Below are 15,771 nucleotides of genomic sequence, written 5' to 3'. Positions count from 1 at the left end.
ATGGAGCAGTTCACCCCCCGACCCGGTGACCAGAGCGTCACCGCCGACGAGCTCGCCGCCGCGTGGGATCTCGACCCGCGATGGAGCAGCGTGCGCCGTGACCACACCGCGGAGGACGTCGTCGCCCTCGCCGGTCCGGTCCGCGAGGAGCACACCCTCGCCCGGCGCGGATCCGAGACGCTCTGGGACCTCATCCAGCAGAACACCGAGGACCCCACCAGCTGGGTGCGGGCCCTGGGCGCCCTCACCGGCAACCAGGCCGTGCAGCAGGTGCGGGCCGGGCTGAAGGCCATCTACCTCTCCGGCTGGCAGGTCGCGGCGGACGCGAATCTCTCGGGCAAGACCTACCCCGACCAGTCGCTCTACCCGGTCAACTCGGTGCCCTCCGTCGTGCGGCGCATCAACAACGCGCTGCTGCGCGCCGCGCAGATCGAGCACGCCGAGACCGGCACCACCAGCCGGGACTGGACCGCACCGATCGTCGCGGATGCCGAGGCCGGCTTCGGCGGCCCGCTGAACGCCTACGAGCTGATGCTCTCGATGATCGAGGCGGGAGCCGCCGGCGTGCACTGGGAGGACCAGCTGGCCAGCGAGAAGAAGTGCGGCCACATGGGCGGCAAGGTGCTCGTGCCCACCTCGCAGCACGTGCGGACCCTCGGAGCAGCACGGCTCGCGGCCGACGTCGCCGGCGTCCCCTCGGTGATCATCGCCCGCACGGATGCCCTGGCGGCGACCCTGCTGACCAGCGACATCGATGAGCGGGACCGGGAGTTCCTCACCGGTGAGCGCACGGCGGAGGGCTTCTACGAGGTGCGGCCGGGCATCGACGCGGTGATCTCGCGCGGCCTGGCCTACGCGGAGTACGCGGATCTGCTGTGGGTCGAATCCGCGGAGCCGGACCTGGAGCTGGCCCGTGTGTTCGCCGAGCGCATCCACCAGGACTTCCCCGACCAGAAGCTCGCCTACAACTGCTCGCCGAGCTTCAACTGGAAGCGCCACCTCGACGATGCGCAGATCGCCGCCTTCCAGCGGGAGCTCGCCGCGATGGGCTACGCCTTCCAGTTCATCACCCTGGCCGGATTCCACTCCCTCAACCACGCGATGTTCGAGCTGGCGCACGGATACGAGGAGAGCCAGATGTCGGCCTTCGTCGAACTGCAGGAGGCGGAGTTCGCGGCCGAGGCCTCCGGCTTCACCGCCCATCGCCACCAGGCCGAGGTGGGCACGGGGTACTTCGATCGGGTCTCGACGGCGCTGAACCCCAGCAGCAGCACCCTCGCCCTCGCGGGCTCCACCGAGACGGCCCAGTTCCACTGATCCCCGTCCCCACCTCGCCCGTTTCACCGAACCCACTGAACCCACTGAACCCACCGAACGCACTGAACGCACTGAACTCACCGAGCCAGGAGCACCTGATGACTCTCACCCAGTCCACCCAGTCCACCCAGTCCACTCAGTCCGCACGGACCTCGCGATCCGTCCCGGCCGGCCGGGACGGCTCACCGGATCAGAGCATGCGCGGCACGCTCGAGGTCGTCGGTCCGATGCAGGAGCGGTTCGACGAGATCCTCACGCCCGAGGCGCTGGACTTCGTCGCCGGCCTGCACGATCTCTTCGAGCACGACCGCTACCGGCTGCTGCGGGCCCGCAGCATGCGCCGCGAGTCGATCGGCGCCGGGGCGATGTTCGACTTCCTGCCCGAGACCGCCGCGATCCGGGAGGATCCGCACTGGCGGGTCGCCGGCGGCGGGCCCGGTCTGGAGGACCGTCGGGTCGAGATCACCGGTCCCACCGACCGCAAGATGACCATCAATGCGATGAACTCCGGAGCCCGGGTGTGGCTCGCCGACCACGAGGATGCGCTCAGCCCCACCTGGGACAACATCATCGGCGGGCAGCTGAACCTGCACGACGCGATCCGTCGGCAGATCGACTTCGTCTCCGACCAGGGCAAGGAGTACCGCCTGGGGGAGGAGACCCCGACGATCGTGCTGCGCCCCCGCGGCTGGCACCTCAGCGAGTCCCATCTGCGCTACACCTGCCCGAGCGGACGCAGCGGCCGCGCGGTCGCCGCGCTGGTGGACTTCGGGCTCTACGCCTTCCACAACGCCCTGGAGCTGATCGAGCGCGGCGTCGGTCCCTACTTCTACCTGCCGAAGCTCGAGTCCCATCTCGAGGCTCGGCTGTGGGACCAGGTGTTCACCGAGGCCGAGCGTCAGCTGGGCCTGGCCCACGGGACGATCCGCGCCACGGTGCTCATCGAGACCCTGCCCGCGGCGTTCGAGATGGAGGAGATCCTCTACGAGCTGCGCGACCACTGCGCCGGGCTCAACGCCGGGCGCTGGGACTACCTGTTCAGCATCATCAAGATGTTCCGCGACCGGGGCCGGCGGCGGGTGCTGCCGGACCGCTCGGAGCTGACGATGACCGTCCCGTTCATGCGGGCGTACACCGAGCTGCTGGTGAGCACGTGCCACCGTCGCGGCGCCCATGCGATCGGAGGGATGAGCGCCTTCATCCCCGATCGACGCGATCCGGAGGTGACGCGACAGGCGCTCGAGATGGTCTCGGACGACAAGCGCCGCGAGGCGACCGACGGCTTCGACGGCACCTGGGTGGCACACCCCGACCTGGTCCCTGCGGCGCAGGCCGAGTTCGACGCCGTGATGGGCGGATCCCCGCATCAGCTGCACCGACAGCGGGAGGACGTCCGCGTGACCGCCGAGGACCTGCTGGACATGCGGGTCGAGGGCGGGCAGATCACCGAGGCCGGGGTCCGACAGAACGTGCGCGTGGCCATGCGCTACCTGGACAGCTGGCTGCGTGGACAGGGCGCCGCGGCGATCGACCACCTCATGGAGGATGCCGCGACCGCCGAGATCTCCCGCTCCCAGCTGTGGCAGTGGATCAACCAGGGCGTGACCACGCAGGAGGGCATGCCGGTGGTCGCCGAGAAGGTCGAGTACCTGATCGAGCGGTGCGCTGAGGAGATGTCCCGTGAGGAGGGCAGCCGAGCGGAGGACGCCGCGGACCTGCTGAGCGAGGCGGTGCTCGGCGAGGCCTTCCCGGCCTTCCTCACCAATGCCGCCTACGACCGCCACCTCGGGTGAGAGCCAGGGGCGATCAGCGCAGACGGACCCCCGGGGCGAGTTCCCGGGCGGTCCGTCTGCTGTCGCCCCCGTGCCCTGGGGCGAAGGGGACGGAGGCTCGGATCAGCGGCTCGCGACGCGATCCAGGAAGCGGCGGTGGAAGCGGATCTCGCCGGTGGACTCCGGATGGAAGGCCACCCCCAGCAGGTTCCCCTGCTCGGCGGCGACCACCCGGCCGTCCGCGAGGACGGCGAGGGCCGACGCCCCGGGGCCGACCTGCTCGATCAGCGGAGCGCGGATGAAGGCCGCGCGCACGGGCGGCGGTCCCAGCGCGGGCACCTCGAGATCGGTCTCGAAGGAGGCGATCTGCGCCCCGAAGGCGTTGCGCCGCACCGTCACGTCGAGCCCGCCGATCGTCTCCTGACCAGCGGCGCCGTCCGCCAGACGGTCTGCGAGCAGGATCAGTCCGGCGCAGGTGCCCAGCACCGGAAGCCCGTCCGCGATCGCCGCGCGCAGCGGGTCCAGGAGGCCGACGGTGCGGGCGAGCCGGGTGATCGCGGTCGACTCCCCGCCGGGCAAGACGAGGCCGTCGAGCCCGTCGAGCTCCGTCGGCCGCCTCACGAGCGTGACCTGCGCGTCCAGCTCCGCGAGCACGTGGGCGTGCTCGCGCACGTCGCCCTGCAGGGACAGGATCCCGATCAGCGGGGAGGCCCCGCCGGAGCTCACCAGCCGCGCTCGGCGAGCCGGTGCGGGGCGGGGAGGTCGGCCACGTTGATGCCGACCATCGCCTCGCCGAGCCCGCGCGAGACCTCGGCGATCACGGACGGATCGTCGTAGAAGGTCGTCGCCCTGACGATCGCGGCGGCGCGCTCGGCCGGGTTGCCGGACTTGAAGATGCCGGAGCCGACGAAGACCCCGTCGGCCCCCAGCTGCATCATCATCGCGGCATCGGCGGGAGTGGCCACGCCACCGGCGGTGAACAGCACCACGGGCAGCGTGCCGCTCTCGGCGACCTCCTTGACCAGCGCGTACGGGGCCTGCAGGTCCTTCGCGGCGAGGTACAGCTCGTCCTCGTTCTTGGCCGCGAGCGCCCGGATCTCCGCGGTGATCGTGCGGATGTGCTTGGTGGCCTCGGAGACGTCGCCGGTGCCGGCCTCGCCCTTGGAGCGGATCATGGCCGCCCCCTCGGTGAGGCGGCGGAGGGCCTCGCCGAGGTTCGTCGCGCCGCACACGAAGGGCACGGTGAAGCGGTGCTTGTCGATGTGGTGGACGTAGTCCGCCGGGGAGAGCACCTCGGACTCGTCGATGTAGTCCACGCCCAGCTCCTGCAGCACCTGGGCCTCGACGAAGTGGCCGATCCGGGCCTTGGCCATCACCGGGATCGAGACCGCGTCGATGATCCCGTCGATCATGTCGGGGTCGCTCATGCGGGAGACGCCGCCCTGGGCGCGGATGTCGGCCGGGACGCGCTCGAGGGCCATGACGGCGACCGCGCCGGCGTCCTCGGCGATCTTGGCCTGCTCCGCCGTGACGACGTCCATGATGACGCCGCCCTTCAGCATCTCGGCCATGCCGCGCTTGACCGTGCCCGTCCCGGTGTCCGTGACGGTGCCGGTGGTCGCCGGGGTGCTGGGGGTCTCGGTGGTGGTGTTCATAAGGGTGTCCTTGTCGCTCGCGCGGCGCGGGCCGACGGCATCCGACGCGTCGACCCTCCCTGCACCACATTGGCCTAGGCCAAAAACTAGCATGGCACAGGCCAACACCCGTCGCCCGCTCGCCAGGAGTCCACGATCCGGGACCGTGCAGGGGGATCGACCCTTAGACTCGAGCGGATGAGCACGGACAACGCCCCGGGGATCAGCGGCAGCACCGCCGTCGAGATCGCCCACAGCGTGCGCGCTCTCGTGGACCGCGGCGAGCTGGCGCCCGGCGACCTGCTGCCACCGGTGCGTACCCTCGCCGAGCAGCTCGGCATCAACCGCAACACCGCCGTCGCCGCGTATCGCCACCTCGCCCGCTCGGGCGTCGTCGTCTCCCAGGGCCGCGCCGGCACCCGGATCGCGCAGCGCGCCGCGGTCGCGCAGGAGGGCTTCGCCGCCGCCGGATCCCTCCGCGACGTGGGCACCGGCAACCCCGATCCGCAGCTGATCCCCGATCTCGGGCCGGCGCTCGCCGCCGCCGGAGGCCGCCCCGTGCTGTACGGCGAGCCCGTCATCGACCGCGACCTCGAGCGGTGGGCGCGGGACTGGATGGCGGCCGACGCCCCCGCCGCCGTGGAGGACGTGCGCCTCACCCTCACCAGCGGTGCCGTCGACGCGGTCGAGCGGCTCCTCGCCCAGGCGCTCCAGCGCGACGACGCCGTCGCCCTCGAGGACCCCTGCTTCCTGGCCAGCATCCACCTCTCCCGGATCGGCGGATATCGTGCCGTGCCTGTCCCGGTCGACGCCGAGGGCATGACCGTCGACGGGCTGCGTCATGCCCTCGACCAGGGAGTCCGCGCCGTCGTCAGCACCCCGCGCGCCCAGAACCCCACCGGTGCCTCGCTCAGCGCCCGCCGTGCCGAGCAGCTGCGCGACGTCCTCGCCGAGCACCCGTACGTGCTGGTCATCCAGGACGACTACTACTCGTTCCTCTCCCAGCAGCCCTTCCACTCGATCATCGGCCCCGAGCATCGGCGCTGGGCGCTGGTGCGGTCCGTCTCGAAGTTCGTGGGCCCGGACATGTGCCTGGCCGTCACCGCGACCGACCCCGACACCGCCGGCCGGCTCGCCCTGCGGCTCAGCCCCGGCACCACCTGGGTCAGCCATCTGCTGCAGCGGATCACGCATGCGGTGATGGCCGCTCCCGAGTCCCTGGAGCTCATCCACCGGGCCGGCGCCCACTATGCCGAGCGGAATGCCGCCTTCGCCGCACGCCTGACCGCGCTGGGCCTGCCGGTCGAGGCGGGGGACGGGATGAGCCTGTGGGTCCCCGTCCCGGTGCCCGCGCGCGAGGTCGCGGACCGGCTCATGCGTCGCGGCTGGCTCGTGCGCACGGGGGATGAGTTCCGCCTCGTCGCGACCGGCGCCCCCTCGCACCACCTGCGGCTGACCGTGCACGACCTCTCCGAGGCCGACGCCCGGTCGCTCGCCGCCGACGTCGCCGGTGCCGCGGACATCCCCGCCTTTGCTGACGTCGCCGGGACCGTCCGGAGCCCGGCGTAGCGCCGCTGCCGGATCAGAGCGCCCGGATCACCCGCGCAGGATTGCCCACGGCGAGCACGTTCGCCGGGATGTCCTTCGTGACCACGGCCGACGCACCGATCACCGAGTTGTCCCCGATCGTGACGCCCGGCAGCACGGTGACGCCGCCGCCGAGCCACACGTTGTCTCCGATCGTGATCGGCTCCGCCCGCTCGAGTCCCTCGCGGCGGGGAGCCGGCTCGGTGGGATGGATCGGGGTCAGCAGCTGGACGTTCGGGCCGATCTGGCAGTCGTCGCCGATGGTGATCGTCGCGACGTCCGCCGCCGTGAGGTAGTAGTTCACGAAGGTGCGGGCACCGATCCGCACATTGCTGCCGTAGTCCAGCGACAGCGGCGGCCGCACCACAGTCTCCGCGCCGACCCCGCCCAGGAGCTCGATCAGCAGGTCACGAGCCTCCGGGGCGTCGTCGAGCCACGCTCGGTGGTAGCGATCGGCGAGCTGGGCGGCCTGCAGCTGGAGCGCCCCGAGCTCCTCGTCGGAGAGGTACCAGTCGCCGGCGAGCATGCGCTCGTGCTGAGTGCGGTCATCGTCCGGAGCAGAGGTGCTGAGCATGGGATCGAGCGTAGCGGGAGGGGAAGCGGGTCAGCCCAGCGCGCCGAACCACGGGCGGCAGACTCCTTCCTGGGTGGGGGCCGAGGTGATCTCCAGCAGGTGCCCGCTGTCGGTGCGCACGAACGTCGGCGAGTAGTTTGGGCAGTAGTTGTTCCACGGCTCCTCGACGGGCACCGGAGCGGGCTCGGTCACCCAGCGGACCCTGCCGCTCAGCGTCCTGTTCTGGGAGCGGAGCACGACCTGCCCGTTGTCCGGGCCCGGGTCGCCGTCGGGACCGTAGTGCATCTGGGAGCCCAGCACCACCGAGCCGTCGGCGTCGATCGTGAGCGTCGGAGTGTGGCGCGGTTCGGTGCCGTCGGCCGCCCGGATCACCTCGTCCCGGGACGTGGCCGGGCCCCAGTCGCGAGGGTCGTCGGCGGTGCGCACGTAGCTGCGGCAGAGGTCCTCGGGACCGCAGATCTCATAGCTCATGGCCCAGCGGCCATCGCGCAGCCGGCGCACATTGGGCATGCCGGGCCGTGCGTCGGGATCCTCCAGCTCGATCGTCGGCGTCGGATCAGTCCAGGTCAGAGCGTTGGTCGAGGTCTGCTGCACGATCTTCTGCGAGTGGTTCTCCCCGTCGGTCTCGTCGCAGTACCAGAGCACCAGGGTGTCGTCGTCGGCCACCGCGAACTCCGGCTCCCACAGACCTCCCTCATTCTCGGCGACCGCGGTGATCGCGATCCGCTCCCAGCTGCGGCCGAGGTCGGTGCTCGCCCAGATCCGGATCGACATCCGTCGGTCCGTGGCGTCGGCGCCGACGGAGGCGCTCCAGAGCAGGGTGCCCTCGGGGAGGTCGCCGAGGGGCCGGGGCAGCTCGAACAGTGTGGCGCAGCACAGGCCCTCCCCGGCCTCGAGCGCTTCATCGGAGACGGTTCCCACCTGCGTGAACGTGGCGCCGCTGTCGGTCGACTCCCAGATCCCGCCGTAGCTGGAGGGGCCGTCGAAGGAGACCACCGAGGCGAGCAGGCGATCGTTCGCGGTGCGCTGGTGGGCCAGAAGGATCACGCGCGGGTAGAGGCCGGTGTCGTCGAGCAGGAGCTGCGGGGGCCGGTCCTGCTGGCGGCCGGTGCCTCCGCGTCCGGGGCTGCCGGCGCCGAGGGCGGGGGCAGCGACTCCGAGAGCGGCAGTGCTGGTCAGCGCTGCGGTCAGGACGGTGGTGAGGGTGCGTCGTCGCATGGTGGGTCACTTCCTGGTCTGCAGCCGGAACATGGCCCAGCTGATCGGGGGCAGAGGCGCGGTGAGGCCGTCCGGGGTGACGGCCGCGCCGTCGTGCGGGCGGGGGACGACGGCGTCGGGGTCGTCGGCCGTGTTCACCGCGTGGGGGTCGTCCTCGTGGAGGATCGAGGCGTCCAGGAGCTCGAGATCCCCGAAGCCTCCGAGCGGCACGACGAGGTCGAGCGCCTGGTCGGGGGAGCGGTTCACGGCGAACACCGTGAGCTGCCCGGCGTCCTCGTCCCAGGTGGCCACCGCGTCGAGGAGGGTGGCCGTTCCGTGCTTCGCAGTGTCGATCGTGGGCGAGTCGATCGCGGTGCGCAGCACCTGCCCGCTCGCATGCCGGGAGGTCATGGCGAAGGGATGGAAAATCGTCTGCCGCCAGGCCGGGCCGCCCGGGGTGGTGCGGATCGGGCCGAGCACGTTGACCAGCTGGGCCTGCGAGGCCGAGGCCACGCGATCGGTGTGCCGCAGCAGGCTGATCAGCAGCGATCCCACCACCACGGCGTCCTGCGCGGTGTAGGTGGATTCGGCGAAGCGGGGCGCCTCCGGCCAGTCGTCGCCGCCCGGCTCCTCGCCGGTGTCGCCGTCGGGATTGGTCACGTTCCACTCGTCGAAGCTGATCTGGAGGCGCTTGTCGCGCTTGAGGGTGGCTCGCACGTGATCGCTCGTGGCCACGACCGCTTCGATATAGGAATCCATGTCGACTGCCGACGCGAGATACGAGGCCGCATCGCCCTCCTCGCCGCGGTAGTACACGTGCGCCGAGAGCATGTCGATGTCGTCGTAGCAGGCCTCGAGCACGGCCTGCTCCCAGGCACCGAAGGTGGGCATCGAGGAATGGGAGGAGCCGCAGGCCACGAGTTCGAGCTCGGAACCGGTGCGGCGCATCGCCCGGGCGGTCTCCGCGGCGAGCCGGGCGTAGTCCTCGGCGGGGCGGTGGCCGATCTGCCAGGGCCCGTCCATCTCGTTGCCCAGGCACCACATACGGATCCCGTACGGCTCGGGATGACCGTTGGCCGCCCGACGATCCGCGAGCTCCGTGCCGACCGGGGCGTTGGCGTACTCGAGCACGTCGAGGGCCTCCTGCACCCCGCGGGTGCCGAGGTTGACGGCGTACATCGGCTCGACGCCCGCCTTCTCCGCCCAGGCCATGAACTCGTCCAGGCCGAAGGCGTTGGTCTCGGTGGAGTGCCAGGCGAGATCGGGACGGCGCGGGCGCTGCTCGGCGGGGCCGACGCCGTCCTCCCAGCGATAGCCGGAGACGAAGTTGCCGCCGGGATAGCGGACGGAGCTCACCCCCAGCTCACCGGTCAGCTCCAGGACGTCCTGGCGGAACCCGTCGGCGTCGGCCGAGGGATGGCCGGGTTCGAAGATCCCGGTGTACACGCAGCGCGCCATGTGCTCGACGAAGCTGCCGAAGGTGCGGCGGCGCACGGGACCGACCCGGTGCGCCGGGTGGAGGTGGACTGTGCCGTGCAGGGTCATCGGTGACTCCTTCGGCCGCGGTGTTCGACGGTGGGAGTGCTCCGCGGCCGGGTGCTTGCCGAGCCTAGCGGCGGCGCACTGGAAGGTGCACGATCGACCCGACGAGGAAGGTCAGCATGCCGCAGACTCTCGGCGCAGGCTCGACGGCGCGCTCTCTTGACACCGGCGACCAGGCCGGGAAAGATTATGCAAGACGCTTTCGAAATGGGAGCCCGTCCGGCCGAAAGGTGGATCATGACATCGACGTCACCTCCAGCCGCGCCCCTGCGCGTCGGCGTCATCGGGACCGGAGGGATCTCCCGCGCCCACGCGCCCGGGTGGATCGAGACCGGTTCCGACCTGCACTGCTACAGCCTCGAGGGAGCGCAGGAGTTCGCTGAGCAGTTCGGTGCGACCGTCCATGCGAGCCTCGAGGACCTCTTCGCAGCGGTCGACGTCGTGGACGTCTGCACGCCCACCGCGGTCCACGCCGAGATCGTCCATCAGGCCCTCGATGCCGGCAAGGACGTCGTGTGCGAGAAGCCGCTGGCACTGACCACCGAGGATGCCCGCGCCGTCGTCGAGCACGCCGAGCGCGTGGGCCGTTCCCTGTTCCCCGCGCACGTCGTGCGGTACTTCCCGCAGTACGCCGCCGCGCATCGTGCCGTCGGCTCCGGATCGATCGGGCAGCTCGCCGTGCTGCGCTTCGAGCGCACCGGGTCCTTCCCCACCCAGCCCTGGTTCGCTGACGAGTCGCAGTCCGGCGGCATCGTCATGGACCAGATGATCCACGACATCGACCAGGCGATCTGGCTCGCCGGGCCCGTGGAGCGGGTCTACGCGCAGCAGTCCGTCTCGACCGCAGCGGACACCGTGCGCACCGCCCACGCCGTGCTCACCCACACGAGCGGCGCGATCAGCCACTGCCGTGGCCTGTGGGGTCCGCCCGGCACCCGCTTCCGCTACACCTTCGACCTCGCCGGTGACGGCGGCCGCCTGCAGTACGACTCGGCGGGGGACCCGGGTGTCGTCTTCGACGAGGTCGCGACCACGACTCAGCGCAGCGGGGACGGCTTCCTGCCCGACGTGAGCGGCATGCGCAGCCCCTACGCCGAGGAGATCCTCGAGTTCGCGGCGGCGCTCAGGGCCGACGGCTCCACCCGGGTCAGCGCGGCCGACGGCGCCTACGCCGTGGAGGTCTCCCGCGCGGCCCTCGAATCCCTGCGCACCGGACGGAGCATCACATGCTGACCGCATCCCCCACCACGGACACGCTGAAGATCGCCCTCATGAGCTGCGCGCACACCCACGCCGGGGCCTACGCCGCACGGCTCGAGGCGCGCGAGGACATCGACCTCGTGGTCGCCGATCCGGACGGCTTCGGCGACGTGCGAGGAGTCAGCGTCGTCGGCTCCTACGACGAGGCGTGGAACGCCTGGCCCGGCGGTCCCGACGCGATCGTCGTCACCAGCGCCAACGCTCACCACCGGGACCTCGTGCTCGAGGCTGCCCGCCGCGGCGTGCACGTGCTGTGCGAGAAGCCGCTGGCCACCACCGTGCCCGACGCGAACGCCATGGTCGCCGCCTGCCGCGAGGCCGGCGTGGTGCTCATGACGGCCTTCCCCGTGCACTTCGCTCCTGCCGTCCAGACCTTGCGTGCCGCGGTCGAGGACGGTGCGCTCGGCGAGGTCATCGGCATCACCGGCACCAACAACGGCAAACTGCCGGACACCCGGGCCTGGTTCACCGACGTCGAGCTCGCCGGCGGCGGCTCCCTCGTGGACCACACCGTGCACATCGCCGAGATCCTCGACTCGATCTTCGGCGAGCCAGCGACCGTCCACGCCACTACCAACCGCATCCTGTGGGCCGACCGGGCCGGCGAGGGCGCGGAGACCGGCGGACTGGTCACGCTCACCTACGCGTCCGGTCTGGTCGCCACGATCGACTGCTCCTGGTCCCAGCCGGCCGAGGCCCCCACCTGGGGCGGCCTGCGCATCCAGGCCGTCGGCACCGGTGGCCAGCTCCAGGTCGACGCCTTCGCCGAGCACGTCGGCGGGCCCGGGCGCTGGCTGCCCTACGGCGTGGATTCTGATGCTGCGCTGCTCGAGGCGTTCCTCGGCGCCGTGCGCGACGGCCGGGCCGTCGAGCCCTCGGGCGACGTGGGCCTGCGCACCGTGCGTGTGGTCGCGGCGGCCCAGGAGTCCGTGCGGACCGGCCAGCCCGTGGAGCTCGCGAGCATCTGAGGGTCTGCAGGCCTGACGGGCTGAGCGCTTGAGGGTCCGCTGGCCAGTAGAGCTGGCGCATCCAGGCATCCAGGCATCCAGGCATTCACGACTCATGCGCTGGCGCAGCGGCTCAAGGGGCTGGCGGTGCCGGCCGGCGAGGCCTGCCTGACTTCTCCGTTCGCAGCCGGGCGGCATCAGGGCTGGGTATCCTATGGGAAAACGGATAGCCGGTCCGTGTGGGAATGCGGCGCCGGTCAGCGCATCTGCGCACGAAAGGACTCGCCTCATGGCCATCAGACGACAGGTGCTGCGCGACGAGGTCGAGGAGCTCATGCTCCAGCGGCTGCTCGAATCGCGCTGGGCACCGGGCTCCCGTCTGAGCATCGACGGACTGGCTCGTGACCTCGAGGTCTCCCCCACCCCGGTGCGGGAGGCGATGGTGTCGCTCGAGCGGTCCGGACTGGTGGAGTACGTGGCGCTGCGCGGCTACGTGGTGGCCCCGATGCTCGACGACGAGCAGATCACCGAGCTGCTCGAGGCCCGCAAGATCATCGAGATCGCCGTGCTGGATCGTGCCTTCGAGCACTGGGACGACTTCCTGGCGGACCTCGAGGCCGCGCATGCTGCGCACGCCGAGATCATCGCCCGTATCGACGCCGCCGGCGAGGTCGACTACGAGCTGGTGCGCGAGCACTTCCAGGCCGACTGGGGCTTCCACCAGACCCTCTACAAGTACGCGGACAACCGCTACCTCGGCCAGATGTTCGAGAGTCTGCGCACCCACACGCACCGCATGCGGCAGACCTGGGAAGGCGGACCCATGCAGCTCGACGCCCGCGAGGCGTACGAGGAGCACGGAGAGATCCTGGCGAAGGTGCGCCGGCACCACCATGACGCGGCGCTGAAGGCGCTCACCGACCACCTCGACGCGGTGCTGGTGCGCTCGCTCGCTACCGTTGAGCACGGCCCCGCGCAGAGCTGATCGTCGGCCCCGCGCCCGGCGATCAGCGCCCCTCGAGCGGGTCGCCTCCCTGATTCGGCAGGCGCAGCCGGAGGAACTCGGAGTGGACGTCGAGCGAACGGCTGACCCTGGCGACGGCGTCGCGCTCGATGCGATCCAGCTCCTCGCTGAGCGAGCCCAGCTGGCGATCGATGCTGTTCAGGTTCGCCACCGCCTCCTCGCGCGCCTCGCCGGCGGCGGGGGCGAGGAACCCGGCCGTGTCCTCGAGGGCGCGCACCAGCTCGGGGACGTAGCGGTCGGCGATCCCCTCGAGCATCAGCATGTCGGCGTCCGAGGTGCGGCGGGACTGCAGCGACGGGGATCCCACCAGGGCGTTCACCCGCTGCAGCAGCAGCTCGGCGCGGTCGAGCACCGGTTTCACCAGGGGGTCGGGCCGGCCGCGTCGCATCCGGGAGAGCCGGCGGTGCTCGTGCTTCGTGGACTTCACCATCTTCTCGAGCACCGGCAGGGTGCCCGCAGGGATGTCGGTGCGGGCCGAGCTCAGCCGGGCCGGCGCATGGCTGCGGTTGCGCAGGAGGAAGGCCGTGCCTCCGCCGACGACGACACCGATCCCCAGCCCCGCCAGCAGGGGCGCCAGGAGGCCGGCGCCGCCGATCAGGCTGCTCACGCCGAGCACCATGAAACTGGTGATGCCGAAGGTTCCGCCCAGGACGGTGGGCACGCCGACGGTCAGCCAGCGGCCACGCCGGCGACGCACGGTGACGGACCGTGAGGCAGGGTCATGGACCGTGCCGACCAGCGGGCGCTGGGCAGGGTTCCAGGAGGGAATGCCGGTCCTGGCCGGCTGGGCACTCGGGGTGCGGCCCTGCTCGCTCATGATCACCCGCCGCTCTCTCGTGGGATGAACCAGGATATCGCGGGCGGCGGTGCATCGCCTGGGGGTTACCCGCCCCCTTCGGAGCGCGGGCAGCCCCACTCCCAGTGCAGGACGTTCGCGCTCAGCGCGCGGCGCGGGTCCTCAGCAGGCAGCGCGGCGTCGACGGGCGCAGCGAGCTCGAGCGGCGCAGTGGCCCTTCAGGCGGCGGTGTGGGCCTCGGCGATGCGCAGCAGCTCGAGGTAGCCGTCGAGCTCCCAGGCGGTACGGCCGACGAACAGGCCGGTGACGTGCTCGATCCCGAGCAGACCTGCAGCGTTGTCGAGGTTCACGGAGCCGCCGTAGAGCAGGCCGGTGACCTTCCCGGTGTACTCCGCGCCCAGGGCGGCGAAGGGCTCGACGAGCTCCTCGACGGTGGCGGGCCGGCCCTTCTCCCCGATCGCCCAGATCGGCTCGTAGGCGATCACGACGCGCGAGAGCTCCTCGACGCTCAGACCCTCGAGCGCACCGCGCGCCTGGTCGAGGATGAACTCGCTGGAGCCCCCGGCCTCCTTCACGTCGGCGCTCTCGCCGATGCACAGCAACGGGGTCAGGCCGTGGCGCAGGGCCGCGGCGACCTTGAGACGAGTGGTCTCCACGGTCTCGCCGAAGTGCTCGCGACGCTCGGAATGCCCGATCTCGACGATCTGCGCACCGGCGTCCTTCGCCTGGGGCACGGATACCTCGCCGGTCCAGGCGCCGGCATCCTCCCAGTGCGCGTTCTGCACGCCGAGCAGCACCGGCGAGTCCTCGCCGAGGATTCCGCGCACGGTGGTGGTCGCGGTGAACGACGGGATCACGAAGGGCTGCACCCCCGTCGGTGCCTGCGCCGCGTCGCCGCCGAGCGCCTCGCGCAGGCCCTCCGACCAGGCGCGTGCCTCGTCGAGCGTCTTGGTCATCTTCCAGCTGGTGCCGATCCACAGGGTGCTCATGCGGGGTCCTTCCGGGTCAGGTGAGGCGAGTATGCGTCAAGGCGAAGGCCAGCGGGAGGGCGAGGCCTGGGCTGAGGCGGGGCGTGCGGCGGTCAGGCCTGCTCGAGGGAGCCGTCGTAGGCGCAGATCGCGTCGACCTTCGCGGCGGAGGAGGACTCGGGATCGAACTCGAGGTCCAGCCACACCTTGATCAGCTCCTGGGCGGCCTGCAGACCGATCACGCGCTGACCCATGCACAGCACCTGCGCGTTGTTGGACAGCACCGAGCGCTGCACGGAGTAGAGGTCGTGCGCGGTGACGGCGCGGATGCCGGAGACCTTGTTCGCGGCGATCGCGACGCCGAGGCCGGTGCCGCAGATCAGCAGCGCCCGGTCGGCCTCGCCGGCGGCGACCTTCTCCGCGGCGGCGACCGCGACGTTCGGGTAGTAGGTGCCGTCATCTGCCGATCCGACGCCCACGTCGACGACGGACTCGACGCGGTCGTCGGCCTCGAGCAGGGCCTTGAACTCTTCCTTGTAGCCGTAGCCGGCGTTGTCGCCGCCGACGATGATCTTCAGTGCCATGAGAGGTGCTCCTTGGGAACGGGTCGGGTGGGAGGCCGGGTCCACGGGGGATGCCGGGCCCGGGGATCTGGTGGTCAGGTGGATGGTCAGGGAGGCGAGGTGGCCGGGCGGCCAGGGGGCGAGGCGGTCAGCCGAGGTGCAGGCCGAGCTCCGTCATGAGGATCGAGAAGGAGATCGCGCCGGGATCGGGGGTGCCCAGCGACTTGTCGCCGAGCACGCGGGCGCGGCCGAGGGTCGCGGTGATGTCGGCGGTCGCATCGGCCGCCTCGCGGGCCGTGGCGGCGGCCTCGATGATCGCCTCGGAGGCATTGTCCCCCGTGAAGGCCTCGGACAGGCGTGCACGGAAGGGGACCAGGGCATCGACCATGGTCTTGTCGCCGACCTTCGCGCCGCCCAGGCGCAGCACCGCGGCGATGCCCGCGTCGAGCGCGTCGACGACCGTGCGCGCCGTGCAGCCGGCGTCATCCGCGAAGACGCCGCCGGCGGCGGTGAGCGCGCCGCCCCACAGCGCGCCCGAGGTCACCCCGGCGGATTCCGCCCAGGCCTCGCCCGCGCGAACCAGCAGGGTG

15 protein-coding genes are annotated in these 15,771 nt (G+C 71.4%); 6 read left to right on the top strand and 9 right to left on the bottom strand.

Annotated elements, in window-relative coordinates; translation table 11 throughout:
• Positions 1-1,317: an isocitrate lyase gene (gene aceA, locus CIK81_RS02405; protein ID WP_114355331.1), complete on the top strand. Its 1,317-nt coding sequence runs from the start codon at positions 1-3 to the stop codon at positions 1,315-1,317.
• Positions 1,318-1,514: 197 nt separating this feature from the next.
• Positions 1,515-3,110 carry a malate synthase A gene (gene aceB / locus CIK81_RS02400; protein WP_241963942.1) on the top strand — a complete coding sequence of 532 codons (1,596 nt, stop codon included), beginning with the start codon at positions 1,515-1,517 and terminating at the stop codon, positions 3,108-3,110.
• Between the two features lie 102 nt (positions 3,111-3,212).
• Here the strand turns inward: aceB and pdxT are convergent, their stop codons facing one another.
• Both pdxT and pdxS read right to left on the bottom strand, forming a co-directional pair.
• Entirely contained in the window at positions 3,213-3,815 is a 603-nt protein-coding gene (pdxT, locus tag CIK81_RS18445; protein WP_241963896.1) for a pyridoxal 5'-phosphate synthase glutaminase subunit PdxT, read from the bottom strand.
• Complete coding sequence (gene pdxS, locus CIK81_RS18440) at positions 3,812-4,744, bottom strand: pyridoxal 5'-phosphate synthase lyase subunit PdxS (protein ID WP_241963895.1); 933 nt, start codon at positions 4,742-4,744, stop codon at positions 3,812-3,814. The genes pdxT and pdxS overlap by 4 nt, the downstream gene beginning before the upstream one ends.
• 177 nt (positions 4,745-4,921) lie before the next feature.
• Here pdxS and CIK81_RS02390 point away from each other — a divergent pair, with 177 nt between their 5' ends.
• Positions 4,922-6,292: an aminotransferase class I/II-fold pyridoxal phosphate-dependent enzyme gene (locus CIK81_RS02390; RefSeq protein ID WP_114355329.1), complete on the top strand. Its 1,371-nt coding sequence runs from the start codon at positions 4,922-4,924 to the stop codon at positions 6,290-6,292.
• 13 nt (positions 6,293-6,305) lie between these two features.
• Here the strand turns inward: CIK81_RS02390 and CIK81_RS02385 are convergent, their stop codons facing one another.
• From CIK81_RS02385 to CIK81_RS02375, 3 genes are read right to left on the bottom strand one after another with little or no spacing between them, the layout of a single operon-like run.
• A complete protein-coding gene (locus CIK81_RS02385) occupies positions 6,306-6,884 on the bottom strand; it encodes a sugar O-acetyltransferase (protein WP_096165742.1) in 579 nt (192 codons plus the stop codon).
• A 30-nt stretch (positions 6,885-6,914) separates the two neighbouring features.
• Positions 6,915-8,102, bottom strand: a complete 1,188-nt coding sequence (locus CIK81_RS02380) for a sialidase family protein (protein ID WP_114355328.1) — start codon at positions 8,100-8,102, stop codon at positions 6,915-6,917.
• A 6-nt stretch (positions 8,103-8,108) separates the two neighbouring features.
• Positions 8,109-9,626, bottom strand: a complete 1,518-nt coding sequence (locus CIK81_RS02375) for an alpha-N-arabinofuranosidase (RefSeq protein WP_114305249.1) — start codon at positions 9,624-9,626, stop codon at positions 8,109-8,111.
• 234 nt (positions 9,627-9,860) lie between these two features.
• Here CIK81_RS02375 and CIK81_RS02370 point away from each other — a divergent pair, with 234 nt between their 5' ends.
• The 3 genes from CIK81_RS02370 to CIK81_RS02360 all read left to right on the top strand — a co-directional run bounded on the left by CIK81_RS02370 (position 9,861) and on the right by CIK81_RS02360 (position 12,815).
• On the top strand, positions 9,861-10,856 hold the full coding sequence (locus tag CIK81_RS02370; protein ID WP_114305248.1) for a Gfo/Idh/MocA family protein: 996 nt from the start codon (positions 9,861-9,863) through the stop codon (positions 10,854-10,856).
• Positions 10,850-11,851, top strand: a complete 1,002-nt coding sequence (locus CIK81_RS02365) for a Gfo/Idh/MocA family protein (RefSeq protein WP_096197755.1) — start codon at positions 10,850-10,852, stop codon at positions 11,849-11,851. The genes CIK81_RS02370 and CIK81_RS02365 overlap by 7 nt, the downstream gene beginning before the upstream one ends.
• A 268-nt stretch (positions 11,852-12,119) precedes the next feature.
• Positions 12,120-12,815: a GntR family transcriptional regulator gene (locus CIK81_RS02360; protein WP_096197756.1), complete on the top strand. Its 696-nt coding sequence runs from the start codon at positions 12,120-12,122 to the stop codon at positions 12,813-12,815.
• A 22-nt stretch (positions 12,816-12,837) separates the two neighbouring features.
• Here CIK81_RS02360 and CIK81_RS02355 read toward each other — a convergent pair whose 3' ends face one another.
• The 4 genes from CIK81_RS02355 to CIK81_RS02340 all read right to left on the bottom strand — a co-directional run.
• Entirely contained in the window at positions 12,838-13,671 is an 834-nt protein-coding gene (locus CIK81_RS02355) for a hypothetical protein (RefSeq protein WP_158541890.1), read from the bottom strand.
• Between the two features lie 197 nt (positions 13,672-13,868).
• Complete coding sequence (locus CIK81_RS02350; protein ID WP_114312136.1) at positions 13,869-14,639, bottom strand: triose-phosphate isomerase; 771 nt, start codon at positions 14,637-14,639, stop codon at positions 13,869-13,871.
• A gap of 92 nt (positions 14,640-14,731) precedes the next feature.
• Positions 14,732-15,202, bottom strand: coding sequence for a ribose-5-phosphate isomerase (locus tag CIK81_RS02345; RefSeq protein WP_114305247.1), 471 nt, complete (start codon positions 15,200-15,202; stop codon positions 14,732-14,734).
• Positions 15,203-15,329: 127 nt separating this feature from the next.
• Positions 15,330-15,771 (bottom strand): DAK2 domain-containing protein (locus CIK81_RS02340; protein WP_114355327.1); only part of this gene is annotated, 442 nt, incomplete at its 5' end.

Source organism: Brachybacterium sp. JB7 (genome assembly GCF_003335205.1).
Taxonomy (GTDB): domain Bacteria; phylum Actinomycetota; class Actinomycetes; order Actinomycetales; family Dermabacteraceae; genus Brachybacterium; species Brachybacterium alimentarium.
The sequence above is the reverse complement of the archived record's forward strand: the minus strand, read 5'-3'. Positions and strand labels throughout refer to the sequence as shown.

Bases quoted from the DNA above. Each gene is read 5' to 3' on its own strand.
- aceA (WP_114355331.1), top strand. From the start codon at position 1: ATGGAGCAGTTCACCCCCCGACCCGGTGACCAGAGCGTCACCGCCGAC.
- aceB (WP_241963942.1), top strand. From the start codon at position 1,515: ATGCGCGGCACGCTCGAGGTCGTCGGTCCGATGCAGGAGCGGTTCGAC.
- pdxS (WP_241963895.1), bottom strand. From the start codon at position 4,744: ATGAACACCACCACCGAGACCCCCAGCACCCCGGCGACCACCGGCACC.
- CIK81_RS02390 (WP_114355329.1), top strand. From the start codon at position 4,922: ATGAGCACGGACAACGCCCCGGGGATCAGCGGCAGCACCGCCGTCGAG.
- CIK81_RS02385 (WP_096165742.1), bottom strand. From the start codon at position 6,884: ATGCTCAGCACCTCTGCTCCGGACGATGACCGCACTCAGCACGAGCGC.
- CIK81_RS02380 (WP_114355328.1), bottom strand. From the start codon at position 8,102: ATGCGACGACGCACCCTCACCACCGTCCTGACCGCAGCGCTGACCAGC.
- CIK81_RS02375 (WP_114305249.1), bottom strand. From the start codon at position 9,626: ATGACCCTGCACGGCACAGTCCACCTCCACCCGGCGCACCGGGTCGGT.
- CIK81_RS02370 (WP_114305248.1), top strand. From the start codon at position 9,861: ATGACATCGACGTCACCTCCAGCCGCGCCCCTGCGCGTCGGCGTCATC.
- CIK81_RS02365 (WP_096197755.1), top strand. From the start codon at position 10,850: ATGCTGACCGCATCCCCCACCACGGACACGCTGAAGATCGCCCTCATG.
- CIK81_RS02360 (WP_096197756.1), top strand. From the start codon at position 12,120: ATGGCCATCAGACGACAGGTGCTGCGCGACGAGGTCGAGGAGCTCATG.
- CIK81_RS02355 (WP_158541890.1), bottom strand. From the start codon at position 13,671: ATGAGCGAGCAGGGCCGCACCCCGAGTGCCCAGCCGGCCAGGACCGGC.
- CIK81_RS02350 (WP_114312136.1), bottom strand. From the start codon at position 14,639: ATGAGCACCCTGTGGATCGGCACCAGCTGGAAGATGACCAAGACGCTC.
- CIK81_RS02345 (WP_114305247.1), bottom strand. From the start codon at position 15,202: ATGGCACTGAAGATCATCGTCGGCGGCGACAACGCCGGCTACGGCTAC.